This window comes from Paenibacillus hebaui (assembly GCF_051934385.1).
Lineage (GTDB): Bacteria > Bacillota > Bacilli > Paenibacillales > Paenibacillaceae > Paenibacillus.
Window position 1 is genome coordinate 4,682,598 of record NZ_CP196836.1, and the last position, 26,175, is coordinate 4,708,772.

Genomic DNA, 26,175 nt, shown 5'->3' on the forward strand with positions numbered 1-26,175 from the left:
CCGACAGAACATACTCCTCTTTCTTGTAAAAGAACAGAATAAGCGTCGGTTGTACCTTATTTATTTATAAAATGTACCGAGAACTTCCAGCACCGGTGAGCGCTCAATTCGAAACGGATAGATATAACCCTGATTCAGCTTAGCAAACCTGCGACTCCATAGATCCAGTCCGGATGTAAACTGATATGCCTGATATACAAATTTGGAGCAATAATTACGTTCAATACTGTGCAGATTCGTTTGCAAACGGTAGAATTTCACCTGCAGATAATGTTCCTGTACCCATTCCGCGGCCTTCTGCCCTGCCTGATTCAGTCTGGAACGGAATACAATGAATCGATCCCCCTCATAGAAGCGGGTGATATACCAGTCCAGTGAATCCGCAAATACCGGTCCGTAAGGGTGCACATGATACACTTTGCCGTCGAGTCCAATAATCCCCATATGCCCGGCGTAATAGGTCGATTCCGAGCTTGGTGTATACACAATATCCCCTGGTTCCAGCTTCATCTGTCCCAGGAGTGTAATAGGTAAATCCTGCTGCAACCTCTTTGCTGCAGAACGTACACGACGTCCTTCCACCAACCATCGGTGTAGTGTACCCGCAAGCCCAAGATAGAGTTCGGACCATTTGATTCGTTTCTTCTTGGGGCCTTTAGCTGTAAAGCGACGAATGAATGTGAAAACACGCTCCAAACTATTTTTCATACCCTGCACTCCACTCTGATCTATTTGACGTTTCTTGATGTTTTATCTCGCATCTCAAGGCTTATTATAGACAGTTGATGGTGTATGTTCAATTTCAGTATTCATTATATGTTGTGCATAGTTAACATCTTCATACCAACTCTATGCAAAAAAGTGGCTTCGGGATCAACCCGAAGCCACTTCCATGATATTCAATCCAAATCATCGTTCCTTATTCTTCTACAACACCAAGTGCCTTGTTTTTCTCCTTGAAACGGCTGTTATGTGAAGACACATAAGCTACTTTATCCGCCTCAGGGTCCATGTAAAGCTTCGCACTGTTTACGGCGAGCGCTGCATCCGTGAAAGTACCAGCGATCAGATACAGCTTGCTGCCATAATCCACAAAGTCTCCTGCGGCAAAAACGCCGGGAATGTTCGTTTGCAGTTTCTCTGTCGTGCTCACATGCCATTCACCAAGATCCAGTCCCCAATCACGGATCGGTCCAAAATCACTCTTCATGCCGTGGTTAACGATGATTGCATCCACTTCAAGCACTTCACTTTCGCCTGTCTCCACGTGTGAAATCGTCACCTGTTCGATGACTTCACCACTCAGACTGTGCAAGGTATCCACTGCGTACGGTGTACGGATATCCACAGAGGATTCTCTCATGCGCAGTACATTGCGTTCCAGTCCGCCAAAGCGGTCACGACGATGCACAACCGTCACTTGCTCTGCCAATGCTTCAAGCTCATTCGCCCAGTCCACAGCGGAGTCACCTCCGCCAGAGATCAGTACACGTTTACCACGGAATGGCTCAAGCTCCTGTACCGTATAATGCAAGTTAGTAACTTCATAACGGTCAGCACCTTCAAGCTCCAGTTTTGCCATTTTATATATACCGTAACCAATCGCCAATATGACAGTACGTGTCCAGTGTTGTTCTCCTGTTGCCGATGTCAGCAGAATTGTACCGTCAGGCTGACGCTCAAATCCTTCGATCTGCTGTTCAAACACAATAGTAGGATCAAACGTTCTTGCTTGCTCCTCCAATTGTTTGATCAAATCTTCACAGAGGATTGGAGTTACACCACCAACGTCCCAGATCATTTTCTCTGGATAAAAGAGCATGCGACCGCCCAATTTGTCCCGCGCCTCAATCAACTTAGTCTTCATATCACGCATCCCGCTATAAAAGGCAGAGTACATGCCAGCAGGTCCCCCACCGATAATGGTTACATCATATAATTCCAAATGCTGATCCATCTAGTTACCTCCATAAGTTAAACCCGAAGTGCTCGGCTATTTGATATCGATTCTCATTATCACTCAATTTCTAGTCTAATGGGAAACTTATCAAATTACAATGGCTAAAATTCAAACATTTCTTATACAAAACTTCTATCAGATATATCCCGAACTATTTCACTCTGGAAGCTGCTAATAAATGCTCGACAACGAAATCGATTTGTTTGTTGACTGAATAGATATCGGAATAATAGAAGAATTCAAAGTCAATCTCGATTAGACGGCCTTCCTTGACAGCCGGTATGCTACTCCATATTGGATCATCCGTAAGGTTATCTGCCCCTTCATACACCGAACGAAACACGTAGTCTCCGATATATTCAGGCAGTACTTCCATGGATAAGTTGGAGCCTCCCGCTTCCGAAACCACATCAATTTTTTTCTGCACTACTTCAGGTGCTTTCATGCCCAAGTATTCATATAGTGCCTGAGATCCTCGGCCATATTGCTTGCTCTCTACAACGACCATACTTTTCAAACCGCCCTCCACAATGGAAACCGTTTTGTCCAATATGCCTGCATCTGCTAGTGTTTTCTTGCTCTCTTCAACTTTGCTGTTGAGATTAGTGATTAACGTTTCGGCTTCCTGTTCTTTGCCAAAAATACTCGCTATACTCTGGAGTCTTTCTTCTGTTGTCATTTTCTCGTATGGAATATATACCGTAGGTGCGATATCCTTTAATAATGTATACGTCTCTTCTGAAGGAACAATGATCAGATCCGGATCAAGGTCAATGACAGCTTCAGGATTCGGTTCAAACCAGGTGCCCAGTGAATTTACACCTTCAAGCTCACCCTTGTATGCAGCCCCGTTGAATACTTCTGAGGTAGCGATTGGCTTAATTCCAAGTGCCACGACATCACCCTGGAGATACAACACAACAACCCGTTTGGGGTTCGCTGGAACAACAACATCGCCCTTTACCGTTGAGACAGTTCGTGTTTCATTGTCTTTGTTCGTCTGGCTTCCCGTGCCCGATGACACTGCTGTACTACCGTTATTGGAACTGGCACCCGTTCCTTCGCCAGTTGTTGGTGTTGTTGCTGTACCTGAAGAGCATGCTGCAAGGAGCATCGTTATGCTCAATAATGCAACCATAATCATGCTGGAACTTGTTTTTCTTCTTTTCATTCGTGTAGACCCTCCGTCTATATATTGATAATGATTCTCATAATCAATATATCCTTGCTTCCATCTCCAGCCAATGGACGATTCGGAGACTTGCAATGGACGATCCTCTGTTAAGCTCTGATCTCTTACCTTTTGCTGGTAAAGCGTAGGGGACAGACCTACATGTTTTTTGAAAATGCGACTGAAATAATATACATCCGAATAACCTACTTCTGCTGCGATTTCGCTCATTGTTGCATCAGAACGTGCAAGCAGACTCCGAGCCTTGGTCAGTCTGGTTTGAATTAGATAATCAATGGGACTGTGGCCCGTCTTGCGTTTAAATTGCATCGATAAATGACGGGAGCTGTAATTGAATTGTTCCGCCAAAAAATCCAGAGATACCTGTTCCCTATAATGATCCTGTATGTAACGAAGTGTTTGTTTTACAGGGTCTGGAAGCTCGGTTTGGATCTCCTGCTCTACCAGCTGAAGCATCAGTTCATGGATAAATTGGTAAAACAAGCTTTTCACATGAAGCAGATCCAGACTCCCTGCCTGAACCCATGCTTTCTCCAGCTCACCAAGATAACGTAACAAGGCAAGTGGATTGCTTGGTGTAAATGCATATTGTAAGGAGAATGGAGCAACCTGATACTGCCCCAACCGCCTTGTTTTGCGATGACTTGGAAAAGCTAGGAAAGCCCTGTAGTACAGCAGTACATATTCAAACTCTTCGTGCGCCTGAATATCCAATACGGATCCTTTTCCACCATGAAGAATACAAAATCGCTCGGCTTCGTGAGCCTGTCCATCCAGCTTGAGGACACCCGAACCACGAACCGTATACATAAAACCGTTCGCTGGCAACGAGTAAGATTCTAAAATCTCCCCCGCCTCCATGACGATTCGGCGTATATCCAGAATCTTAACAGCGGCGTGATTCCAACATTTCATCTGTTCATCTAATTGCATTGAATACTCTCCAATCCCCATCTTCCCCGGAAGACAGACCTTGCAAAGGTCATCAATCTGCAAACCACCCTATAAGTACGTGTTCAAAAAGACCGGTTTTCAGTACCGAGAAGATGGGATGAAGCTAGAAATGGAGTAGCGGAGCGTAGAGAAAACTACGTGAGCAACGGACATTTCGGCTGAATTCCATATTCGATGCTGATGATGCCACTAGGCATCCTTCGTAATCAAAAGCGGACTTTTTGAACAACCTCTATAAGTGATGCATTCCAGAGGTTCAATCATATTCCTTTCATTATAGATGATAATAATTTTCATTATCAACAGTAATTTGGAACAGGACCGGATTTCATCAACTCAACGTGCACTCGATTCGTTTATTTTTCAGCAGCTTTCTCTTTGTTTCGTACTTTGCCGAAATAAGCTATTTTGGTGCAATAAACCTATCAAAAATATTTGGTTCAGGTGGAGTCTGGTAGATCCTTCATTAACTTCGTTTAACATCCGATATATGTATTTAACACCACTATTTAACCAAGAAGGAGAGAAGGATATTGAATTCAATATCACCTGCATCCAAAAACAGCTTCACCCCTGGGAATCAAGTGTCCAACAGAGAAAAGGAAATTCAGGGCCTTATGCAGCAGAAAATGAGACTTAATGAAGAAGTGCAAGCCGTTAAATCCAATGATGAGCTCGACAAGCAGCACGAATCAAATCATTAACGAGTTCCATTACGCAAGTCGACAGCCAGATCGCCCAGATCAAAGCTGAAGAGTTGCAGGAGAAGAACAAACTAAAACAGCCTGAGCCAACGAAACAGCAACCACCTCAGCGAACGGACGAGAATCAGGCCCCTTCAATGGATCATCTGATCAAGCACAGCCAGACTTATGATCAGTTAGGCAAATTAGTCGGTTTGCGTGATCGCATGAATGGGTCCATTCAGACACTGGAGGGAGAAACACATTTCGACCGAATCGTGCTCGATATCAATGCGGATAATGATATTGTCAAATCGATGATGCTGGAAAATGCAGAACGCACTGTGTTCCAGCAGAAACGAGAGATGGTGCAGGACATCCATACCCAGATTAATAAAGTGGATCAGAAGATCGGAGATCTGGTGAAGGACATTCAGCAGCTTGCACCTAAAGAAGGTGTCCACTCCCCTTCAGCCTCTAAGGAAGAGGATAGTCAGGAAGTTGTTTAAGTTTGCAGTATTAATGATACTCTTATCCCCAAAAAAATATTGTCAAATTGGAGAGTCTTGACCATCGAATTTGATACTGTTCCATTCATCAGTTTTATTTTTGAAAGCGAGTACTGAGGTCGTTTTAGGGGAAAAGTAATTATGGACTGTTCCTACATTCATTTTGATAAACTTGTTAAGAACAAACCGATCGAACCCAAGTTTTACCGATTTTCCTGCCGCAATTGTTTTGGTAGTCCCTCATTGAAGAATTAGTAGTGTAATGTTAATGAAATCAATTATATCTGAATTTTACAGATTATTTGTCCAACCCCAGCAGCCAATGCACCAGTATTACCTCCTAAAGCGAGAGCCAAAACACTGACCTAAGAAAATAACGATTGCCTCCCCCTTCATGTAAATTATGGTTCAAAAATAGTCATCCAATCATAACGTCTTTGAACATCATTGAATAACTCTACACCACTAATTTTTGAATCACGAAAATGGAGAAACACTTTCTCGTTCGTCTTAGATCCATTGTCTTCTATCTCTAACGTAGCAACGGTAAAATAATAACCATCGTTCGTTCTTGTTTCAATGTTCCTGTAATCAATCAGCTTGGTTCCTTTCTGTTTAGCTTCCTGGGCTTTATGAGTCCAATCTTCTTTTTTTGCAGAAGTGAAAGAAATATACTTAGACGCGCTATCAAAGTTTTGTTGAACCATTGATTTAAGAAATGAGTGGCTCACATAGTACACTTTTAGTTGCTGTCCGAACTGTAGGTAAATAAACAATAAAAAAACTAAAGGACCAATAATAAGTACAAACTTTCTTAATTGTTTTTTCATTTCGACTTCCCTCATCTAAAAAATTTATGAAGTAAGAAATTCAAAAAGAAAGATCCATTGACAGGACCTTTCTTTTTCTGATATAAACTTTATTTCGGCGACTCAATATAATCTTCATATTTCCAATATAGCCCATTAGGAGTTGTAAGTCCAGATACCTCCACTCCGAAAACACCTTCAGTCGTTGACAAGTTTTTGATAGTTTCTACAGACGCAGTACCTTCAATTTCGATATATCCTTGGAAGTTTTCAGTGTTTTTCTCCAAGTCTCGAATCTGCTCTTCACTAAAACTTAGTAAACCTACAGTAACTCTCTCGCCTAAATCGTTATAAGCTCGAGCTGTAATACTTGTTAGCTCAATATCATTTAAAGTTTTCAGAATCTCCTCGCTAGACATAGGTCTTTTGAATGTGAGAATAAACTGCTTCTCTTCCTGATTGTTTTGTGATTGGAGAATTTCCTGCTTTAGTTCGTTAGCATACGATTGAAGATCCGTTTCCGATTGAAGTTTCTCATATACTGTTTCTGGCTGTTTGTAGTAATCCGTGAAAGATTCCAATTCTTCAGTAGGCATTAGTTCATCCGTAAATGGTTGAGCTACAAAATTACTAGAATTAAGTTCTGACACTTTAAATCCAGCAAGCGAAACCGCTGTTCCAGAAACTGTGTTCAACTCACACTGTAATGCCGCGCACTCAGCTACTGTGGGTTCCCTGCTCTGAGAGCCATAAGTAATCAAATAAGGATCATTTGAAATGGGGTAATCATTAATCCATTCAGTACTTAAATTATATAATCTACCTCCTACTATTTGGTTCGGATTTTTCGAGGCCACTTCAATTTCACATATACCTGAAAAAGTACTGTACTTACATGAATCTGTATCTGTTTTTGGATCAGGCATAGTAGTGCTAAAAGAGCGTCCCATTAGTTTAGGTGTCGGATTATCCAGTTTAATCTCAATCGTAGGGTAGTATGATGTTTTCTTCATATTGGTTAATTGTGTTCCATTGTATTTGAAATTGGTTTGTGCATGAACCCACGGTTCTCCATTGGAAGTGTACCTGTACGCCTCAAAAGAACCTGAATATGGATGCTGCCATTTTGCATAATTACTGTTGGATATTGTTTTAGTGTTTGCACTACTCGTCAATGGAAAAGCTAGTATGCTCGTGATTACTAAACTCAACCCTAAAATCTTTTCAACCTCTTGCTCATTCTCATGCCTCTATTTTATTGAATAATTTTGTATTACATACATAATAAAGCAAATATTTGGATTTAGTTTCTATATTATTGAATAAAATTGTAATTTTAAGATAGAAATCCATAAAGAAAGAATGAGATCTGAATATTATAAAATTCTCAAAATTATCTCCCATCATATATTATTTTTCCAAATTTATACAAATATATTAAAGTTCTGTATTGTCATATTTATACCCTCATTATAGGATTTATCAATAGAATTACTTGAGCTCAATCCTGTACATTTAAAACAAAAAAGCCACCATAAATGGCGACACCTCAAGCTTGTATGTCCTTGTCGTCAGATAATCTTAGATAAACCAAGTTGTCTTCCTATAATGGAAATGATGCCGGTCATTTGATTAAACTACGAACATGACTGAACTTTAAGTAGTAGGAGGTCACTGGCACTGGGTAAACAAAATAGAACCACCACGAAATAACAATGGCAGTAGTTCTTTGCTTGGCTACGCTTCTCTCTCACAAGACCCTGCTGTCCAAGTACCATCGGCGCTAGAGGGCTTAACGGTCGTGTTCGGGATGGGTACGTGTGGAACCGGAACCCCTCCATCGCCACCAAACGCATAGCTTATAGTTTCATTTCGGAGTGTATTCTCTGAAAATTAAATCCGAAACGAAATTTGCGGCTCCTGGTGTAACAACTGGTACATCAGACGTTTGATAAGCTTTCATTCCTCTTTGTTATCCACTGTGTATTTTCCTCGCTCCCTCGAAATCGGATATGTCCTGAACGCCCTGACTGTACTCTCTTGACCTCCTCAATCTGGAATTCTCTTTGGAGGTAGGCGATAAATAATTTGAGCGTTTGCTCGTAGCTTGCCAAGGTTTTTCGAGAAAGGTTTTTGGATGAACAGTAAAGCATAAAGTTGTCTGACTGGAATTTGATATCATTCACAAAAATACCGCCTTTCATTGGATTTTTTCAAACCCAATAAATGACGGTATTCGTTGGTTTATATCACAGAAGTTTACTGGCATCAAATGGTCTAATTCAGATATTTACCACCAAAATTGATCAGTCGGTAAACACGCTCAAACCTGCACCACGCCTACGTTCAGGATACCTTATGCTCAATTCTCAGCTTGTCAGCGACCATCGCGATGAATTCGGAGTTCGTTGGTTTCGACTTACTGATGTTGATCGTGTAGCCAAACAGATGGCTGATGCTGTCGATGTTGCCGCGTGTCCACGCCACTTCAATGGCATGACGGATGGCACGTTCGACGCGGGACGGTGTAGTTTTGAATTTTTCGGCAATGGCCGGATACAGTGTTTTGGTGATGGCGCCCAATATTTCGATATTGTTATACACCATCGTAATCGCTTCGCGCAAATACTGATATCCTTTAATATGCGCAGGAACGCCGATTTCATGTATGATGGACGTAATGTTTGCATCCAAATTTTTGTGTTTGCCCATCGGCACCACATTGGATTTGTTCATAAACATGGATGAACCGCTTCCACCTGTAGATATTGTTGTTTGTGTACCTACCAACTGACGCACGCGATTCGCAAGAACTTCCATATCAAACGGTTTCAGGATGTAGTATGAAGCTCCGAGTTGCACGGCACGCTGTGTGATATTTTCTTGGCCAAATGCTGTAAGCATAATGACTTTAGGCTGTGGAGACAGATTCAGATCACGCAGACGCTCCAACACACCCAGTCCATCCAGATGAGGCATAATAATATCCAGAATCAGCACATCCGGTACATCGCGAGTTTGCTCCAGCAACTGCAGCACTTCTTCTCCATTGTACGCGATTCCGGTTACTTCCATATCTTCCTGTTCGGATATATATTCGGCAAGCAAATTCGTAAATTCACGATTATCATCGGCCAGCAATACCTCAATTTTTTGCAAAACGGTATCCTCCTTTAATTTAAACATCGTTTCGTACATTTCCTTACAAGTTAAATTTTCGACACAGCAGATCAAATTCCTTCTGTCGAAAATTATTTTTCTTTATTTTTTTTTCATGTTACTATATAATAATTAATTTATTTCATGATCCGATATTTTATGTTTACTTTCGACAAAAAAACCTTAAGGTGGGTTAACCCGCCTTAAGGTTTGGTGCGTTATCCTTTTTCATCATGACTCCAGCATCCTGTAACATCCATTCAATGAAACAGCCGTAACCGGATTTTGGATCGTTAACGAACACATGGGTAACGGCACCGATCAATTTGCCATTTTGCACAATCGGGCTACCGCTCATGCCTTGTACAATACCTCCGGTTTTGTCGAGCAGCTTCGAATCTGTGATACGAAGCACCAGACCTTTGGTTGCCGGTTCGGATTGGTCTGCAACATGAACAATGTCAATGGAGAAACGTTCTACTTCCTGTCCCTCAACAACCGTGAGGATTTCAGCAGGACCTTCTTTTACTTCATGGGAGAAAGCAACAGGAATTCCTTTTGAGTACAAGCTGTGTTCCGGATTACCAGACATTTTACCAAAGATACCAAAAGCCGTATTGCGTTCAATATTGCCCAAAATTTTGCTTTCTTTGAGGAAATGAGCTCGTTTCTCGCCCGGATCTCCAGATTCACTTTTGGAAATCGACGTAACATTGGACTGAACGATCTGACCACTGCCCACAACGATGGAGGTTTGGGTATTCATATCCGTAATAACATGGCCAAGTGCTCCATACACGCCCTGATCGGGAGCGTAGAAGGTCAGAGTCCCAACCCCTGCTGCTGAGTCACGAATGTACAAACCTAGTCTCCAGGCTTGATCTTCGGCATCATACGCCGGAGTCAAACGGGTTTTAACCGTCTCTTTGCCACGTTTCAAGACCACATCGATTCCTTTTTTACTCTTCCCTGCAAGCTCAACAGCTTCCGCGACTCCTGATACACCATCAAGACGTTTACCGTCCATGTGGGTTATCAGATCTCCGAGCTTAATACCTGCTGATTCTCCAGGTGATATATGCTCGTCCTGTCCAGATCGCACCAAATGATGTCCAACAACCAGAATACCTGCTGATTTTACTTTAACGCCAATGGTTTGACCCCCGGGTACTACACGCAAATCCGGAATCACGTTAACATTCACCGTTTTAACCGGAATTTTACCCCACAACTTCAACGTTAATTTGGCATGTCCCGTTTGTTGGGGGTGAAGATGCAAAGGATGTTGCTTTGTCACATGCACCGCATTCTCCTGCCCATCCAACCCGACGATGTCGGGACGGTCTACAACAGCACTTGAGGCGGCTGGTACAGCTAGACGAACGTCAGCCTGCCTTCCCGCAAATACTTGTAGTTCATCAGGCAGTGAGGCATAACTTTGCACAGGCTGAATCGCCTGGCTAATCACACAGAGAAAGAAGGCAAATAAAAGACCTAGCAATTTCTTCCTTAGGGGGGAATTCAATGGCTGTCACACTCCCTTTGCTTCTTTCGCTTGACGAAAGGTGGTCGCCAATTGCGTACCTTTAAGATAACCTCGCCCCCAGGCTTTTATTACTGTCAATCATTACGCCAGCCGCTCGTTTAACCCTTTTTTGGCTTCCGCCAAATTCAGCATTTCCTGTGCATGATGCAACGTTTTTTCTGTAATTTCCACCCCGCCAAGCATACGTGCCATTTCCTTCACTCTTCCTTCGTCTGACAGCGATTCCACCTGCGTCATCGTCCGTCCATCGTAGACATGTTTTTCGATGAGATACTGATGATCGGCCATACAAGCCACCTGTGGTAAGTGGGTAATCGAGAAAACCTGGCAAGTGGAAGACAAACGGAATAATTTTTCCGCAATGGATTGAGCTGCTCTTCCGCTTACCCCCGTATCCACCTCGTCAAAGATCAATACAGGTATCCGGTCATGACGTGCGAAGATACTCTTCATCGCCAGCATCATTCTGGATAACTCACCACCGGATGCAATCTTACCAAGAGGACGCAATGGCTCACCTGGATTCGGTGAAATCAGGAATTCCGCATTATCTGCACCCTGACGGTTTAGACGAATACGCCGTCCATTCCATTCAATGCCTTTTGGATCTTCAAAAGGAGTAATTTGTACACGCAATGTAGTTCGCTCCATCTGCAGATCCTTCAGTTCACTCTCCACTTGTGCGGCTAGCTCCTCGGCACATTGTTTTCGAACCTTACTAAGCTCCTCGGCCGATTCCATGACCAGCTTGAGCAGCCTATCTCGTTCGTCACGCAACTTCTCCAGACGCTCATCCTTGTTCTCCAGTTGGTCTGTTTCATGGCTGATCTGATCATAATAACTCAAAATAAGCTCCACACTGTCACCGTATTTCCGTCTGAGGCCAGAAATCAGATTCAGTCGCTGTTCCACTTCTTCCAGTCTGCCCGGGTTAAATTCAATTTTCTCGCGGTAATCGCGTAACTGAAATGTGGCGTCTTCCAACTGATAAAAGGCCGATTGCAGCTGTTCAACAATAGGCTGTAATCCTTTACTGTCATATCCCGATATATCTTCGATTCGTGAAAGTGCAATGCTTACAGCCTCCAGCCCGCGTTGACCACTGAGCAGATCATATGCACCAGCTACACTGTCCATCATTTTCTCACTATGGGATAGTTTGACCCGTTCTTCTCCGAGTAATTCATCCTCACCCTGAGTTAAACCTGCTGCTGCGATTTCTTCAAGTTGAAAGCGGTACATGTCCAGTAGCTGATAGGCACGCTGACTGGATTCCTGAAGTGCACGCAGTTCTTTCTCAGCAGTAATAAATTTACTGTAGCGTTCCTGATACTTCGTTTTGACAGGGCCTATGACTGTCGATCCGTAAGTATCCAAAAGCCCCAGATGGCTCTCTGCACGCAGCAAACTTTGATGTTCATGCTGACCGTGAATGTTGATCAGTTTTTCGCCCACTTCACGAAGCATGGTCAAATTGACCAACTGTCCATTGATACGAGATGTACTTTTGCCTTGCATATTCAGTTCACGGCGAATCACCAGATGTTCTTCTGGCTCACAATGGATACCAAGCTTCTCCAGCGTTTCCCATACGGGATGACTTGGCTCCATTTCAAAAAGAGCCTCCATCTCTGCCTTGTCGCATCCGTATCGAATAAGGTCTGCGGAGCTGCGTCCACCTGCAATCAAACCCAGAGCATCAATAATGATCGATTTACCCGCGCCTGTTTCTCCTGACAAGACATGGAATCCCGGGTGGAATACAACATCCACCTCTTCCACCACAGCCAGGTTACGAATCGATAATGTAACTAACATCTGCAAAAACACCTCCGGATGACTAACTCAGAAATTATGTTTTTGAACCGTTATTTTCTAGGAAATATAACCCATAATCCGCTCAATGACGGTCACACTGTTGCTTTCAGTCCGGCAGATGATGAGGATCGTATCGTCCCCACAGATCGTGCCCATCACTTCAGTCCACTCAATATTGTCGAGCAACGCCGCAATGGAGTTAGCCGTGCCAGGCAAACATTTCATCACAACCAGATTGTTTGTATGGTCAATATGAAGGAAGTTGTCCACGAGCGCACGTTTCAACTTCTGAATCGGATTATATCTTTGATCGGTTGGCATCGAGTACTTGTACCGCCCATCATCCATCGGGATCTTGATTAACAGCAGTTCTTTAATATCTCGTGACACGGTGGCCTGAGTTACTTGAAACCCCGACTGACGTAATGCTTCAACCAGATCATCCTGGGTTTCAATTTCGTTTTGACTGATAATTTCACGTATCTTGATGTGCCGTTGTCCTTTCATACATGCCTCCAGTTCATTGTATTGCAATAAAAACAGCAAATTCGGTTCCGCAGACTTGCCATGCAATTCGTAATTCGTTATATATCATTAATCTCAGGGTTCCATATATACGCCTTAGTCCAGATCATCTCCATCGTATACGTCTTCCTGGTAGTCCATTAACCTAATTACCTTAATATTGGCTTTCTCCAAGTCCACATACAGCAATCCTTCACAGCCAGGGTATAACAATAAATAATACAGGAAACGATCCCGCAGGGCTGGTCCGGTGAGTTCAAATGGTTGCCTGCGTCGGGACGTCTTCACCAAATATCTGAGGTCTTCCCGCTCTGCAACATAATCAATGAACAGCCTGCTGAAATAAACGGATTCATTAGCTTCAAAAGCTAATGGCACTTTCATCTTACCTCCGATGACTTCATATCCTTCCGCTTCAAGCAGCTCCACTGCCGGAGAATCATGAATTTTCGAATTCAATCGGATTCCCGACAAACTCACAGGAATCGGTCGATTCAACCAATTCCGCAGGCCGAAGAACAGCCAAAAGATCAAGCAGACAGCAAGTACACCAATAAAGATTGTGTCATATTGCCCATCCATCATCGCTCACCTCGAAGACTTATTCGAGGTTCAACAACGATTTCCCTTTTCTAACCTTCACCTTTCCAGCGAAAAGAAACCCATCCTATGATGAGTTTCCCGTAAAAGTATGAGCAGCTTCCTTCGCAACCTGATCTGCAAGTGCATCAAGTGAAGCCTGAACGTTCTCTTGTTGTGTAGCCTCTGGTGCTTCCAGACGCCAGTGGGCGAGAAATTCAATATTTCCTTCTCCACCTGTAATCGGAGAGAAAGTTAAACCTTGCAGCTTCAATCCAAGCTCATTCGCGAAACGAAGCATCGTTTGTAGTACATCCTTGTGTACCTTCGAATCCCGAACAACACCGGACTTGCCAACTTTCTCTCGACCCGCTTCAAACTGAGGTTTAATTAACGCTACAATATTAGCCGGTTGTTTCAGAAGTGCAAGCAACGGTGGCAATATAATTCGTAGCGAAATGAAGGATACATCGATGCTGGCAAAATTCGGTACAGGTCCGTTCAGATCTTCAGGAGTCACATAACGGAAATTGGTTCTTTCCATCACGGTAACCCGTTCATCATTGCGAAGTGACCAATCCAGCTGATTATATCCTACATCAATGGCATAGACGTGAGATGCACCGTGCTGTAAAGCACAATCCGTGAAACCACCGGTCGATGAACCAATATCGAGCATCACAAGTCCATTCATATCGAGATCAAAGTGACGGATTGCTTTTTCCAGCTTCAATCCGCCTCTACCCACATAAGGGTGTACCGAGCCCTTAACCTTCAGCTCGGCTTCCCGTGGAATCTTCATGCCGGCTTTTTCAATCGGCTCATTGTTGGCATATACCAGTCCAGCCATGATCGCCGCTTTTGCCTTCTCACGGCTTTCGTAATACCCCTGCTCAACCAGTAGAACATCAATTCGTTCTTTCGGGAGTGACATGTCCTTCTCCTATCATCTAGTTAATCCGTTATAAAATTCAACTGTGAACCACAGTCTATTTTTTTATCGCTATCACGAAGGAAAACGCGTTTTGGGTATGCCGTAGGACGATTGAACAGCCATATTGCGAAGTTCAGCGCACACGTTCTCAACAGTAAGACCCACCTCATCACGCTGTTCCTTGATACTGCCATGCTCGATAAAACGATCTGGAATCCCCATCAATTGCACATGAACATCATGAAGTCCCTGTTCCGCATAAAACTCCAGAACTGCACTACCCATGCTACCTGCTTGCGAGGCCTCTTCAAGCACGATCAATTTGGTACCCCGAACAGCCAGATCACGCAGCATCTGCTCATCCAGTGGTTTAAGGAAACGAGCGTTGACGACGCCAGCGGTAATTCCTTCGCGTTTAACCGTCTCCGCAGCTTCTTCAGCAAGCTGTACCATCGATCCCGAAGCTATAATCGAATAACCTTCGGAAGGACGCAATTGCTCCCATGTTCCAATCGGAATGGGAACAAGCACATCATCGAGTGGCACACCTACCACATTATTTCGTGGATATCGATAAGCAATTGGACCTTCATTATAATCCAATGCCGTCTTCATCATATGACGCAGTTCATTTTCATCTTTTGGCATCATCAGAACGATATTCGGAATATGACGCATAAACGCCACATCGTATACCCCCTGATGCGTTTCGCCATCCGGTCCTACAAATCCTGCACGGTCAATGGCAAACATCACATTCGCGTTATGACGGCAAATATCATGCACAATCTGGTCATATGCACGTTGCATGAACGTGGAATAGACAGCAAAGACTGGTTTCAATCCTTCCATGGCAAGTGCTGCACACATGGTTGCCGCATGCTGTTCTGCAATTCCTACGTCAATCATACGCTCAGGAAATTCTTTACTGAATGGAATGAGACCTGATCCCGTCGGCATGGCCGGAGTTACGGCTACAATCCGCTTGTCCTGCTTCGCCAGATCAAGTAGTGTTTGACCGAACACTTCCGTGTACATCGGTTTGCCCAAAGCCTTGAGTACTTGACCTGATTCAATTTTGTACGGAGATATTCCGTGCCACTTGTGTGAATCGGCCTCAGCTGGCTGATAACCTTTGCCTTTGGTTGTAAGCACATGTACCATGACAGGACCATCCACATTATCGGCCTGTTTGAATGTTTCGATTAATTTGGAAATGTCGTGTCCATCAATGGGTCCCAAATAGGTGAAGCCCAGTTCTTCAAAAAGAACACCTGGAACCATCATATATTTGACACTATCTTTAATCCAGCTCGCCGATTTGGCTAAACGATCACCAATCGCAGGGATTTTTTTGAGCATTCCCTCTACATCATCTTTGGCTTTCAAATAATGACGATCCGAACGGATCTTACTCAGATATTTATGCATGGCTCCCACATTCGGAGCTATGGACATTTCATTATCATTTAGGATAACCATCAGCTTTTTCTGTTCATGACCAATATGATTAAGTGCTTCAAAAGCCATACCACCTGTAAGCGCTCCATCACCAATCATTGCGATGACCTGATTGTCCTCACCCTTCAAATCACGGGCAAGTGCCATCCCCATCGCAGCGGACAATGACGTACTGCTGTGACCAGCTTCCCATACATCATGCTCACTTTCATTGCGTTTAACAAATCCGCACATGCCGTTATGCTGACGTAATGTATCAAAGCGATCCATCCGCCCCGTTAGAACTTTATGCACATAAGCCTGATGCCCTACATCGAAAATCATTTTGTCTGCCGGACTGTTATAACAGTAATGCAGGGCTACCGTGAGCTCAACCACTCCTAAGTTGGGTGCGAGATGCCCCCCTGTAACGGACAGCTTCTCAATCAGAAACTGCCGGATCTCTGCCGACAAAAGAACGAGATCATCATGAGACATCGACTTCAGATCACTGGGTTGTTTAATTTGTGGAAGCAGCACGAGAATCTCCCCGCTTTCCTAGATTGTTTGTTTGATTGTTGGTTAATCCATATATACATAATTTATTAAATGACATTAAATCATTATAACATAAAAGAACAAGAATCATAATTTACGCTACTTTACTCCAGATAACGAGCATTTTCGCCAGCATAGTACGTATGACCTTCTCCCCATATGTATCCCTGAACCTCATACGAAAGACCCTTTCCATGAATTCGGAAAAAGGACATTACATTGATTACACTGTTCAGTGTGTTTTGAAACAGCCGTGTTTCTCCAGAATCTAATGATCTCGACTCATCAAATAATCGGCAATTTCCATCAATCTGGAGTCGTCCGGTAACTCAGCTCTAAGCAGTGCATTTTGGGCAGATTGGGTAAGGGACTTCACCTCATCAAGAGAGGCTTCCATACCAATAAAATAAGGATACGTCACCTTCTGCTGAGTCACATCACTTTGCGTCTTCTTGCCCATTTTCTGCTCGTCGCCCGTCAGATCGAGAATATCATCCTGAATCTGGAAAGCCAGACCCAGATCTCTGCCAAACACACGCAGTGCTTCCAATTGCCCTTCATCCGCGCCACCAATTCGTGCCCCTGCAAGGAGGGAGAACACAATCAAATCACCGGTTTTGTGCAGATGAATATATTGCAACTGAGCCAGATCAGTCATACCCTGCTCGCCCTCCATATCTGCAACTTGCCCTCCAACCATGCCTCTTGCCCCAGCCAGTTCGGACAAATCCTCCACAATGGACAGCAATGCCTCTGCCGATACACCACTGCGGCGGCCAGCCTGAACAATACTATAAAAAGCATGAGTTAACAGTGCATCCCCTGCCAATATGGCAGTTGCTTCACCATATACCTTATGATTCGTTAATTTTCCCCTGCGGTAATCATCATTATCCATGGCAGGCAGGTCGTCGTGGATCAACGAATAGGTATGAACCATCTCCACGGCGCAGGCTACCGGCAGTGCAGCTGTACGCTGTGCACCGAAGGCTTCCGCCGCAGCAACGACCAGGAGTGGACGAAGGCGCTTGCCTCCGGCCATAAGTGAATACTGCATTGCCTCAGCTAAGGACTGGGGAACATCCCAGTGATCCGGAAGAGTCTGTTGCAACTCTCCCGTCACCTCAGCTGTGACCTCCTGAAGGTACGCTTCAAACGAAGGACGATTACTCATTGACTTCCCCGCTTTCATCGACGGCATTGCCGAACGGTTTCTTGCGAAGTTCCCCATCCTCTTCTACGATCATCTCGATCTTGCGTTCCACTTGTTCCAGCTTCAAACCACAAAGCTGGGAAAGTTTCATCCCGCGCTGAAACAGATCGATAGCCTGTTCCAACGGAACATCACCATGCTCAAGCTGACCTACGATGTCTTCCAATGCCGCCATTGCCTCTTCAAAATTCAATTCCGGTTCATTCGCCATGGGTATTGTCGTCCTCCTTCATTCCCCAAACCTGACAGTCCAACTGTCCGTCTGTTAATTTAATCTTTATCGAATCTCCAGGCTGTACATCCTTCATCGACTTAATCAATCGCTGTTCCTGCTCGTCATATACAAGGCTGTATCCGCGTGACATGACTTTAAGCGGGCTAAGCGCATCCAGATGCCGCACCGTTGACTTCCACTGCTGCTGCTTCGCTCTTGAAATGGAGCGGATGGCCAGCTCCAGTTGACGCCGAGCTGACGCATTCTCGCGTCTTGCTGCATTTACCTGTTCACGAGGATTGAAACGCTGCAGAGCTGCAAGCAGACGTTCCTGCTTCTCTCCAGTCCATTTCATACGTGTATCTACAGTTCGCAGCAGTCGCTGATGTATCATGTCCAGCCGCTCCGTATGCTGCATCAAGGTACGTCTCGGATGCACAAGTACAGGCGAGCGCTGCAATCTAGCCAAACGCTCACGATTATGAACAGCGCGTTGACGCAAACTATGCTGTAACTGACGCTGACGCTGAGCAATCTGCTCCAGCAATTCAGCCCGGTTAGGCACAGCCAGCTCCGCAGCAGCTGTAGGCGTTGCCGCACGCAAATCGGCCGCAAAATCGGCAATGGTGAAGTCCGTTTCGTGCCCAACCGCCGAAATGACAGGAATGGCCGATGCAACAATCGCCCTCGCCACAATCTCCTCATTGAAGGCCCACAGTTCTTCCAGTGATCCGCCGCCTCGTCCAACGATCAGCACATCCGCTTCACCAAGGCGGTTCAGGTTTTGGATAGCCTTCACGATGGAAGGAGCTGCACCCTTGCCTTGAACGAGAACAGGGTAAAGCACTACTCGGGCTGAGGGATATCTGCGTTGTAGTGTGATCATGATATCACGCACCGCTGCTCCCGTAGGAGATGTGACCACACCGATGGTCTGAGGATATCGTGGGATCTCTCTTTTACGCGATGCAGAGAACAGCCCCTCGTCCTCCAGCTTTTTTTTCAACTGCTCATATGCCAGATACAGACTTCCGATCCCGTCTGGCTGCATATGAGTTGCATAAAATTGATATTGCCCGTCCCGTTCATACACCGATACGTTGCCACGCGCAACAACCCTCGCACCCTCTTTCGGTACAAAGGGCAGTCGCTGATTATGGGACGCAAACATAATGGACTTAATTCGGCTGTCCTTGTCCTTCAATGTAAAATACATATGACCGCTGGAGTGATGTGTGAAATTGGAAATCTCACCGCGCAGCCATACATCCGACAGGACCTGATCCGATTCCAGTTTCATCCGGATGTATCGGTTCAGGTCTTTAATGGAGTAGATCTTTTGATCTGCCACAGACAGTTACCTAGGCCAATCCGTGAGCGCGCTTCGCAGCGATCAAAGTATTCTGCATTAACATCGTGATTGTCATTGGACCAACGCCTCCAGGAACCGGTGTAATTGGGCCAGATACCGCCTTAACGCTCTCGAAATCCACGTCTCCTGCCAGTTTTCCGTTATCCAGACGATTCATCCCAACATCGATAACAACTGCACCCGGTTTGACAAAATCGGCATCCACAAAGTTCGCACGCCCGATGGCTACAACAAGAATGTCCGCCTGACGTGTGATCTCTTTCATGTTGGCTGTACGGGAATGACACATGGTTACCGTTGCATTCTCACGTTGCAGCAACAAAGACACCGGTTTGCCGACAATGTTGCTTCGGCCGATGACAACCGCATGTTTGCCTGACATTTCAAGCCCAGTACGCTTGATCAGCTCAATTACTCCTGCAGGAGTACATGGCAGCAAGCTATCGTCACCAATGACGAGATTACCCACATTGACCGGGTGGAATCCGTCTACATCTTTGTCCACGGCGATTGCATCGATAACGGCTTTCTCTTCAATATGCTTCGGTAATGGGAGCTGAACCAAAATTCCGTTAATGGATTCCTGATTGTTCAGCTTGTCCACCAGAGCGAGCAGATCCTCCTGGGATGTGCTTGCATCCAGACGATGCACTTCGGAGTAGAAGCCGAGGTCATGACAAGCCTTTTCTTTATTACGCACATATACTTGGGATGCCGGATCTTCCCCGACGAGCACAACAGCCAGACCAGGTACTACCCCCTGTTCGCTAAGCTGTTTTACTTCTGTTGTCATGCTTGCGCGGATCTCTTGGGATACTTCTTTACCGTTAATAATAGATGCTGTCATTGTACTCTCTCTCCCTTATGTGAACATATATTGAGTAACTCGCAAATCTATGACAATTTTTCCTTGATGGCGTCAACTTCCTGAATCATGCGTCCAAGTACGCCATTGACGAATTTACCGGATTCATCTGTACCGAAATATTTCGATAATTCGATCGCTTCATTGACGGATACTTTCGCAGGAATATCATCACGGAACACCATTTCATATGCGGAAAGCCGCAAAATCTGTCGGTCTACACGTGATAGACGGCTAATCTGCCAGCCTTTCAGATAATCCACCAGCAACCCGTCAATGGCTTCCTTATTGCTCCAGGCTCCCTGTACCATTTCGGTAACGTAGGTCCGCATCACATCGGCGTCGCGGATGACCACTTCGGTTTCATTGTCCTCCGCAGCTTCATTGATCAGCATGTTCACGGCTTCAGCCGCGCCCACTTCATTCATTTCCATCTGATACAGACTTTGTACTGCAATTTCCCTTGCCAAACGTCTTTTCATGTCCTGCCTCCTGCAGCGCTCCTTATGGAGCGTCATCATGCTTATTTTATAATAGTAAAACCATTCATGGAATCAGTGATTTTATTATATTGTTATCCCTTTTCACAAAAAAAACCTGCAATGTGTTTCCTCCAAAAAACGGGCAACCTAAACAACAGCTCTATTTTCGGAAGAAACATATTGCAGGGTTCGGGCGGCTCACTTAAACGGACGCCAGCGGTCACCCAGCCATTGCGCCCATTCCCTCCAGGGAATGAACGAACCCAGCTTCGAGTCGCTTCGTCTGCCTAATGTATAACCAATGAACACCAAGAGTGCAAAGAACAACATATCCCAAAAACCGATCCATACATAAAGAAATCCAAAAAAGATCCCGCCGGCAATTCCTATAATCCGGCCTCTGTGGCTATCCCAAATCTCTCTCCACAGCATCAGTGAAACTCACCTCATTCCACTCGACTCTTGTAGTTAGGCGACTGGGTAACGTTAGCAATATACACGGTAACAAAAGAAACCGGGATACCCGTAATCTCCTGTACATGATCATGTATTGCCTTCTGCAGATCAGAAGTCAGCGCAGGGATAGGCGTCTCGCCATCCACAACCGCACGGATCATGATCTCCAGTCCCGATTCAACCACACGAATACGTGCTTTCACATCACGAACGCCCCGAAAGCGAGAAGTCGCTTTTAGACAGAGATTCTCAATCGTTTCCATCGAAATCTGCACATCACCGAACTCCGTACGCTGATCTACAGACGGCAGCGAAGCACGATCGCGACGAACCGAGATATAGAAAAATCGCAAACTCAGGATAAACAAAATCGCTGCTGCAACAATCGACGCAACAATGACGTTTTGTTCCTGCTGGTAATTCAATTCGTAAGGCAGCACACCGCTGATAAGAAGTATGACTGCTGCCGATATTGCTCCAACGCTTATGCTGTATATAAACAACAGAAGCCGATCCAGTATTTTAGCCACGAACTGCACAGCCTCCCTTGCTCACTAACATCGCTTAACCTACTCATTGGCAAAAGTCAGATCCCTTATGAAAGCTAACGCTCTCTGTTGAAGACCTGTCCAAGACGGGATAACCCCCGACAGTTGATGCCGGGGGAATCTGTCTTCTTTTATTTTACGCGCTGACTGTTCAGGTCGATCTCTTCGACTTTCTCGGCATTCTTGAACTGAACATCATGAATGTGTACATTAACCTCATTCACGTTCAGACCTGTCATGTTCTCAATGGAGCGCTTAACGTTCTGTTGAATTTCGGTAGCAACCTGTGGAAGACGGTAACCATACTCAATAATTACGGATACATCCACTGCAGCTTCACGCTGACCTACTTCAACCTTAACGCCTTTGGAAAGATTTTTGCGACCAAGTAATTCAGCAAATCCACCAGCGAATCCACCGCTCATACCTGCAACACCTTTTACTTCAAGTGTAGCCAGTCCAGCGATCACTTCAATGACTTCAGGTGCGATCTGGATTTCACCGATATCCGTTCGTTCAAATTCTGTCGGCAGTGTACTCATAACTGTTCAACACACCTTTCGCGAAATAAGTTTGCGGCCATCCGTCAGGGCGCTGGCAAATAGGCCAATCGACCCTCAGAACCCCTTCCGGTCCGGCTTTACCGGAACTCCTGCAACCTTCATCCGCGGCCGAGCGTGCGGGCTTATCCACTGCAGGAGACATGCGCTCTTATTATTACATACTATATCATTTGGGCTAGATTATGACAAACGAGCCCAATATGCATGTTAAATCTCGTTTTCCTCAAGAAATTTAATATCAAAATCACCACGAATGAACGTTGGATGCTCCAGCAATTTCTGATGGAAAGGAATCGTTGTAGATATCCCTTCAATCGCAAATTCACCCAAAGCACGCTTCATCTTCGCTATAGCCTCTTCTCGATTTGCTCCCCACACGATCAATTTGGCGATCATGGAGTCATAATAAGGAGAGATGGTGTAACCAGGATAAGCTGCGCTATCTACCCGCACACCTGGTCCTCCCGGCGCAAGATAAAAGCCGATTTTGCCTGGTGATGGCATAAAGTTGCGGTCCGGGTCCTCAGCGTTGATACGACATTCGATGGACCAGCCGTTGATAACAACGTCTTCCTGACGGAAAGAGAGCGGGTTGCCCTCAGCTACGGAGATCATCTCACGGATCAGATCCACACCGGTAACCATCTCTGTAACCGGATGTTCTACCTGAATACGCGTATTCATTTCCATGAAATAGAATTCACCGTTAGGGCTGAGCAAAAACTCCAGTGTACCTGCTCCCGAGTAGTTCACAGCAAGCGCTGCACGTACTGCAGCTTCTCCCATTAATGTACGAACCTCTTCAGAAAGGATAGGACATGGAGCTTCTTCCACCAGTTTTTGACGACGGCGCTGAACAGAACAATCGCGCTCGCCCAAATGGGCTGCGTTCCCATGTTTGTCGGCAATGATCTGAATCTCCACGTGTTTCATGCCTGTCAGGAATTTCTCCAGATATACTCCGGCATTGCCAAAAGCCTTCTGTGCTTCCTGCTGGGCAGCCGTGATCTGCTTGATCAGCGTTTCTTCATCCTCAGCGATACGAATCCCTTTACCTCCACCACCAGCAGTAGCTTTGATAATAATAGGATAACCGATATCTCTAGCAATCATGATGGCTTCATCCATATTTTCAACCAGACCGTCCGATCCCGGAATTACAGGTACTCCGGCATCTTGCATCGTCTGTTTAGCCACAGCTTTATCTCCCATTTTGGTAATGGCTTCCGGGGAAGGACCGATAAACGTAATATTGCAGGAACCACAGATTTCTGCAAAATCGGCATTCTCCGCGAGGAACCCGTATCCAGGGTGGATCGCATCACAATCCGTCAGTGTGGCTACACTCATCAGATTTGTAAAATTCAGATAACTATCTTTCGAAAGTGTTGGCCCGATGCAGTACGCCTCATCAGCAAGACGAACATGCAGGGAGTCCTTATCCGCTTCCGAATAGACTGCTACCGTCGAAATGCCGATTTCACGACAGGCACGAATAATACGTACCGCAATCTCGCCACGGTTCGCAATCAGTATTTTTTGAAATTTCATTTCGTTATTGTCCTCCTTCGAAGCTCATGCGGTTGCCGTTATCCAGCTATAACCGTTATTCTGGTTTCACCAAGAACAGGGGCTGTCCATACTCGACCAGCTGTCCGTTCTCAACCAGCACTTCAACGATTTCTCCCTTGATGTCGGCATCAAGCTCGTTCATCAGCTTCATTGCTTCAATGATACATACGGTTGTTTTCTCAACAACTTTATCACCAGCGCTTACAAAAGGACCCACTTCCGGCGAGGAAGCTCTGTAAAAAGTACCCACCATCGGGGATACGATTTTATGTAAATGGCTTGTAGTATCAACTTGCGGAGCAGCCTCAGTTACCACTGCAGCCGGTTGTACCTGTGGAGCAGCAATCATCTGTGGTTGCATAGCAGCTGCCTGAACATACTCGGTTTTACCCGGTTTGCGAATCGACAACCGCGATCCTTCGTTTTCAATTTCCAACTCCTGAACGGAACTTTCATCGACCAATTTGATCAGTTCTTTGATTTCACTCAATTTAAACATTTCCATTATTCACTCCTTCGGCATCATGCCAGTCTCACTAGGACGGTCATATGGCTTTATGTATTATATCATAATCGTTAAAAATGGAAAGAGCCCGAGAACTGATCCAGCTCTCGGGGCTCATTTTCCATGATTTGGATTACTGTTCAGTCACGTATTGCACACTGATTCTATTTTGCGTTACAGCCAGTTCTTTCATAACCAGATCCACAATGGAAACCGCTTGTTTTACATCCAGTTTATCACTAAGTACAACGACTTTATACTTGTCGGCATCCTCTTGAACGATGGCATTGGCGAACTGCTGTGAAAGAGTTTCTTCAATGCCATTGATTTTGGCTTGTTTTTCTTCCAGCGTACGGATCTGTTCGGTTGCTTTGGCATTTTCCTCTGGTGTTTTGCTCAGATCACCCGCTTCGGTCATCAGTTCCTCATATTTGCGATTATTGCTTTCCTCACGCTGCCACTGATAGTTCTGGAACTGACTGCTCGCGGATGCTGCTGTATTTTGCTCCTCCATTTCCTTGAGGACATCCTCATCGGTCTTCGTCGCACTGCCGTCTGTCCCACCACTTGCCTCAGGACTGGTTGCTGCGCCTTTGTCCGTCCCTTTGTTGTCAGTCCCTTTTTCACTGTCTTTCCCTGCTTCAGCTTGCTTCTCGCCCGATTCTGCAGCAGGTGATTTCTCGGTTTCTCCGGCTTCTTTACCTTCTACAACAGCAGGATTATCAACCGATTCAGCCGCAGATTGCTCTCCTTCAGTACCTGTAACTTCACCGCCATTCACAACTTCATTGATAACCAGACCTTCCGTCGGATCAAGGATTCCAGCCGTTTCTTTCGCTTCTCCCTGCTTCATGCTATCCACCTGCTGACTGTCAGCTACAGGCGCATTGACTGGACCGGAATCTTCAGTGAACAAATAATACGCAGACAAAATGACCATCAGGCTCAACATGGAAACGAGCCACACCGTTTGACGTTTGTTATTCATTAGAACTTCCTCCTCGAATTAACTTCATTCTTATGCGAATCGAATCTTGTACAAGAATTGAATCCTGAGTTTCAACATTCCGAATTAATCCTGCTTGCGCGGAACAACCGAAATTCGGTAGGCCGCCACATTCAGTCCTTTTTCCACAGCATCGGTAATCAGGTCCTTCACAACCTTGTTCTCTGCACCCCTGGCAACCACAAGTACCCCCCGGATCTGCGGTTTGAGCTTCTTCGTGACAATCGGTGTCTGGTCCCCTGATATTTCATACGTAATGATCTCGCCATCACGGGTATATTGCGTCATATGTCGCTTGCCCCCGCTAGCATCCGTTTCTTCGGTAAGCTGCTGAGAATCCTTCACATTACGTTGTACAACAAGCTCCTCTGTAGAATCGACAGTAACCATGACATCAACGGTTCCTACACCTACGATGTTCTCCAGGACACCCTTGATCTTGTCTTCAAATGCGATCTCTATCGCCTGAAAAGGATTCTGATCCGTTGCATCGCTCTGTATGGATGCCATGGAAGTTGTCGGATCGGGAGGTTCCCGACCGATATTTTCGGAATCAATTTTTTTGACATTGACGAAGGAATTAAACAGCATGATCCCCACCCCGATCAAACCCAGAATAATAAGCCAGCGAAAGGTTTGACTCCGCCGTTGTCCACCTTCTCCACCACCAAGCCAGCTTTCCATCTTTTTGAGCCATTGCCTCATCGGACACC

27 protein-coding genes and 1 rRNA gene are annotated in these 26,175 nt (G+C 45.2%); 2 read left to right on the forward strand and 26 right to left on the reverse strand.

All coding sequences use genetic code 11. The features are described from left to right. Window positions 1-60: 60 nt before the first annotated feature. The 3 genes from ACR32F_RS21230 to ACR32F_RS21240 form a co-directional block, all read right to left on the reverse strand. Window positions 61-708, reverse strand: a complete 648-nt coding sequence (locus tag ACR32F_RS21230) for a hypothetical protein (RefSeq protein ID WP_440110499.1) — start codon at window positions 706-708, stop codon at window positions 61-63. Between the two features lie 211 nt (window positions 709-919). Next, window positions 920-1,957: an NAD(P)/FAD-dependent oxidoreductase gene (locus ACR32F_RS21235; protein WP_440110501.1), complete on the reverse strand. Its 1,038-nt coding sequence runs from the start codon at window positions 1,955-1,957 to the stop codon at window positions 920-922. 154 nt (window positions 1,958-2,111) lie between these two features. After that, complete coding sequence (locus ACR32F_RS21240; protein ID WP_440110503.1) at window positions 2,112-4,085, reverse strand: AraC family transcriptional regulator; 1,974 nt, start codon at window positions 4,083-4,085, stop codon at window positions 2,112-2,114. Window positions 4,086-4,639: 554 nt separating this feature from the next. On the opposite strand from ACR32F_RS21240, the gene ACR32F_RS21245 reads away from it, so the two are divergent. Both ACR32F_RS21245 and ACR32F_RS21250 read left to right on the forward strand, forming a co-directional pair. Next, complete coding sequence (locus ACR32F_RS21245; protein ID WP_440110505.1) at window positions 4,640-4,810, forward strand: hypothetical protein; 171 nt, start codon at window positions 4,640-4,642, stop codon at window positions 4,808-4,810. A 53-nt stretch (window positions 4,811-4,863) separates the two neighbouring features. Further along, window positions 4,864-5,298 (forward strand): hypothetical protein, encoded by a 435-nt coding sequence (locus ACR32F_RS21250; protein WP_440110507.1) that lies wholly within the window; start codon window positions 4,864-4,866, stop codon window positions 5,296-5,298. A gap of 42 nt (window positions 5,299-5,340) precedes the next feature. Here ACR32F_RS21250 and ACR32F_RS21255 read toward each other — a convergent pair whose 3' ends face one another. The 23 genes from ACR32F_RS21255 to spoIIIAG form a co-directional block, all read right to left on the reverse strand. After that, the gene (locus ACR32F_RS21255) at window positions 5,341-5,523 is read right to left on the reverse strand and encodes a BRCT domain-containing protein (RefSeq protein ID WP_440119967.1); all 183 of its coding nucleotides are present in this window, start codon (window positions 5,521-5,523) and stop codon (window positions 5,341-5,343) included. A gap of 176 nt (window positions 5,524-5,699) precedes the next feature. After that, window positions 5,700-6,128, reverse strand: a complete 429-nt coding sequence (locus ACR32F_RS21260) for a hypothetical protein (RefSeq protein ID WP_440110509.1) — start codon at window positions 6,126-6,128, stop codon at window positions 5,700-5,702. 89 nt (window positions 6,129-6,217) lie between these two features. Continuing rightward, entirely contained in the window at window positions 6,218-7,318 is a 1,101-nt protein-coding gene (locus ACR32F_RS21265) for a hypothetical protein (RefSeq protein WP_440110511.1), read from the reverse strand. A 520-nt stretch (window positions 7,319-7,838) separates the two neighbouring features. Then, window positions 7,839-7,958, reverse strand: a 5S ribosomal RNA gene (rrf, locus tag ACR32F_RS21270). A 495-nt stretch (window positions 7,959-8,453) separates the two neighbouring features. Next, window positions 8,454-9,266 (reverse strand): sporulation transcription factor Spo0A, encoded by an 813-nt coding sequence (gene spo0A, locus ACR32F_RS21275; RefSeq protein WP_440110513.1) that lies wholly within the window; start codon window positions 9,264-9,266, stop codon window positions 8,454-8,456. 193 nt (window positions 9,267-9,459) lie between these two features. Continuing rightward, window positions 9,460-10,791 (reverse strand): SpoIVB peptidase, encoded by a 1,332-nt coding sequence (spoIVB, locus tag ACR32F_RS21280; protein WP_440110515.1) that lies wholly within the window; start codon window positions 10,789-10,791, stop codon window positions 9,460-9,462. A 102-nt stretch (window positions 10,792-10,893) separates the two neighbouring features. After that, window positions 10,894-12,630 carry a DNA repair protein RecN gene (gene recN, locus ACR32F_RS21285; RefSeq protein WP_440110517.1) on the reverse strand — a complete coding sequence of 579 codons (1,737 nt, stop codon included), beginning with the start codon at window positions 12,628-12,630 and terminating at the stop codon, window positions 10,894-10,896. 57 nt (window positions 12,631-12,687) lie between these two features. Next, on the reverse strand, window positions 12,688-13,137 hold the full coding sequence (ahrC, locus tag ACR32F_RS21290; RefSeq protein WP_440110519.1) for a transcriptional regulator AhrC/ArgR: 450 nt from the start codon (window positions 13,135-13,137) through the stop codon (window positions 12,688-12,690). A 114-nt stretch (window positions 13,138-13,251) separates the two neighbouring features. Beyond that, window positions 13,252-13,740, reverse strand: a complete 489-nt coding sequence (locus tag ACR32F_RS21295) for a hypothetical protein (RefSeq protein ID WP_440110521.1) — start codon at window positions 13,738-13,740, stop codon at window positions 13,252-13,254. 82 nt (window positions 13,741-13,822) lie between these two features. Next, window positions 13,823-14,668, reverse strand: coding sequence for a TlyA family RNA methyltransferase (locus ACR32F_RS21300; protein WP_440110523.1), 846 nt, complete (start codon window positions 14,666-14,668; stop codon window positions 13,823-13,825). 72 nt (window positions 14,669-14,740) lie between these two features. Beyond that, window positions 14,741-16,648, reverse strand: coding sequence for a 1-deoxy-D-xylulose-5-phosphate synthase (gene dxs, locus ACR32F_RS21305; RefSeq protein WP_440110525.1), 1,908 nt, complete (start codon window positions 16,646-16,648; stop codon window positions 14,741-14,743). A gap of 286 nt (window positions 16,649-16,934) precedes the next feature. Next, window positions 16,935-17,840, reverse strand: a complete 906-nt coding sequence (locus ACR32F_RS21310; RefSeq protein WP_440110527.1) for a polyprenyl synthetase family protein — start codon at window positions 17,838-17,840, stop codon at window positions 16,935-16,937. Then, on the reverse strand, window positions 17,833-18,090 hold the full coding sequence (xseB, locus tag ACR32F_RS21315) for an exodeoxyribonuclease VII small subunit (protein ID WP_301246402.1): 258 nt from the start codon (window positions 18,088-18,090) through the stop codon (window positions 17,833-17,835). Before xseB ends, ACR32F_RS21310 begins: the two co-directional genes overlap by 8 nt. Further along, the gene (gene xseA, locus ACR32F_RS21320; protein WP_440119968.1) at window positions 18,080-19,393 is read right to left on the reverse strand and encodes an exodeoxyribonuclease VII large subunit; all 1,314 of its coding nucleotides are present in this window, start codon (window positions 19,391-19,393) and stop codon (window positions 18,080-18,082) included. The genes xseB and xseA overlap by 11 nt, the downstream gene beginning before the upstream one ends. Window positions 19,394-19,454: 61 nt before the next feature. Then, on the reverse strand, window positions 19,455-20,312 hold the full coding sequence (folD, locus tag ACR32F_RS21325; protein WP_440110529.1) for a bifunctional methylenetetrahydrofolate dehydrogenase/methenyltetrahydrofolate cyclohydrolase FolD: 858 nt from the start codon (window positions 20,310-20,312) through the stop codon (window positions 19,455-19,457). Between the two features lie 47 nt (window positions 20,313-20,359). Next, complete coding sequence (gene nusB / locus ACR32F_RS21330) at window positions 20,360-20,812, reverse strand: transcription antitermination factor NusB (RefSeq protein ID WP_440110531.1); 453 nt, start codon at window positions 20,810-20,812, stop codon at window positions 20,360-20,362. 198 nt (window positions 20,813-21,010) lie between these two features. After that, window positions 21,011-21,244 carry a DUF2273 domain-containing protein gene (locus ACR32F_RS21335; RefSeq protein ID WP_440110533.1) on the reverse strand — a complete coding sequence of 78 codons (234 nt, stop codon included), beginning with the start codon at window positions 21,242-21,244 and terminating at the stop codon, window positions 21,011-21,013. A 14-nt stretch (window positions 21,245-21,258) separates the two neighbouring features. Further along, window positions 21,259-21,798: an alkaline shock response membrane anchor protein AmaP gene (amaP, locus tag ACR32F_RS21340; RefSeq protein WP_440110535.1), complete on the reverse strand. Its 540-nt coding sequence runs from the start codon at window positions 21,796-21,798 to the stop codon at window positions 21,259-21,261. A 149-nt stretch (window positions 21,799-21,947) separates the two neighbouring features. Next, window positions 21,948-22,358, reverse strand: coding sequence for an Asp23/Gls24 family envelope stress response protein (locus tag ACR32F_RS21345; RefSeq protein WP_440110537.1), 411 nt, complete (start codon window positions 22,356-22,358; stop codon window positions 21,948-21,950). 228 nt (window positions 22,359-22,586) lie between these two features. After that, window positions 22,587-23,930, reverse strand: coding sequence for an acetyl-CoA carboxylase biotin carboxylase subunit (gene accC, locus ACR32F_RS21350; RefSeq protein ID WP_440110539.1), 1,344 nt, complete (start codon window positions 23,928-23,930; stop codon window positions 22,587-22,589). A 55-nt stretch (window positions 23,931-23,985) separates the two neighbouring features. Then, entirely contained in the window at window positions 23,986-24,450 is a 465-nt protein-coding gene (gene accB, locus ACR32F_RS21355; protein ID WP_440119969.1) for an acetyl-CoA carboxylase biotin carboxyl carrier protein, read from the reverse strand. A gap of 139 nt (window positions 24,451-24,589) precedes the next feature. After that, window positions 24,590-25,444 carry a SpoIIIAH-like family protein gene (locus tag ACR32F_RS21360; protein ID WP_440110541.1) on the reverse strand — a complete coding sequence of 285 codons (855 nt, stop codon included), beginning with the start codon at window positions 25,442-25,444 and terminating at the stop codon, window positions 24,590-24,592. Between the two features lie 84 nt (window positions 25,445-25,528). After that, window positions 25,529-26,167: a stage III sporulation protein AG gene (spoIIIAG, locus tag ACR32F_RS21365; RefSeq protein WP_440110543.1), complete on the reverse strand. Its 639-nt coding sequence runs from the start codon at window positions 26,165-26,167 to the stop codon at window positions 25,529-25,531. Window positions 26,168-26,175 lie beyond the last annotated feature (8 nt).

What these genes read in the sequence shown, in the direction of transcription:
- ACR32F_RS21230 (WP_440110499.1), bottom strand. Translation starts at nt 708, where the DNA reads ATGAAAAATAGTTTGGAGCGTGTTTTCACATTCATTCGTCGCTTTACA.
- ACR32F_RS21235 (WP_440110501.1), bottom strand. Translation starts at nt 1,957, where the DNA reads ATGGATCAGCATTTGGAATTATATGATGTAACCATTATCGGTGGGGGA.
- ACR32F_RS21240 (WP_440110503.1), bottom strand. Translation starts at nt 4,085, where the DNA reads ATGCAATTAGATGAACAGATGAAATGTTGGAATCACGCCGCTGTTAAG.
- ACR32F_RS21260 (WP_440110509.1), bottom strand. Translation starts at nt 6,128, where the DNA reads ATGAAAAAACAATTAAGAAAGTTTGTACTTATTATTGGTCCTTTAGTT.
- recN (WP_440110517.1), bottom strand. Translation starts at nt 12,630, where the DNA reads ATGTTAGTTACATTATCGATTCGTAACCTGGCTGTGGTGGAAGAGGTG.
- ahrC (WP_440110519.1), bottom strand. Translation starts at nt 13,137, where the DNA reads ATGAAAGGACAACGGCACATCAAGATACGTGAAATTATCAGTCAAAAC.
- ACR32F_RS21295 (WP_440110521.1), bottom strand. Translation starts at nt 13,740, where the DNA reads ATGATGGATGGGCAATATGACACAATCTTTATTGGTGTACTTGCTGTC.
- ACR32F_RS21300 (WP_440110523.1), bottom strand. Translation starts at nt 14,668, where the DNA reads ATGTCACTCCCGAAAGAACGAATTGATGTTCTACTGGTTGAGCAGGGG.
- ACR32F_RS21310 (WP_440110527.1), bottom strand. Translation starts at nt 17,840, where the DNA reads ATGAGTAATCGTCCTTCGTTTGAAGCGTACCTTCAGGAGGTCACAGCT.
- xseB (WP_301246402.1), bottom strand. Translation starts at nt 18,090, where the DNA reads ATGGCGAATGAACCGGAATTGAATTTTGAAGAGGCAATGGCGGCATTG.
- xseA (WP_440119968.1), bottom strand. Translation starts at nt 19,393, where the DNA reads ATGAAACTGGAATCGGATCAGGTCCTGTCGGATGTATGGCTGCGCGGT.
- folD (WP_440110529.1), bottom strand. Translation starts at nt 20,312, where the DNA reads ATGACAGCATCTATTATTAACGGTAAAGAAGTATCCCAAGAGATCCGC.
- nusB (WP_440110531.1), bottom strand. Translation starts at nt 20,812, where the DNA reads ATGAAAAGACGTTTGGCAAGGGAAATTGCAGTACAAAGTCTGTATCAG.
- ACR32F_RS21335 (WP_440110533.1), bottom strand. Translation starts at nt 21,244, where the DNA reads ATGCTGTGGAGAGAGATTTGGGATAGCCACAGAGGCCGGATTATAGGA.
- ACR32F_RS21345 (WP_440110537.1), bottom strand. Translation starts at nt 22,358, where the DNA reads ATGAGTACACTGCCGACAGAATTTGAACGAACGGATATCGGTGAAATC.
- accC (WP_440110539.1), bottom strand. Translation starts at nt 23,930, where the DNA reads ATGAAATTTCAAAAAATACTGATTGCGAACCGTGGCGAGATTGCGGTA.
- accB (WP_440119969.1), bottom strand. Translation starts at nt 24,450, where the DNA reads ATGTTTAAATTGAGTGAAATCAAAGAACTGATCAAATTGGTCGATGAA.
- ACR32F_RS21360 (WP_440110541.1), bottom strand. Translation starts at nt 25,444, where the DNA reads ATGAATAACAAACGTCAAACGGTGTGGCTCGTTTCCATGTTGAGCCTG.
- spoIIIAG (WP_440110543.1), bottom strand. Translation starts at nt 26,167, where the DNA reads ATGAGGCAATGGCTCAAAAAGATGGAAAGCTGGCTTGGTGGTGGAGAA.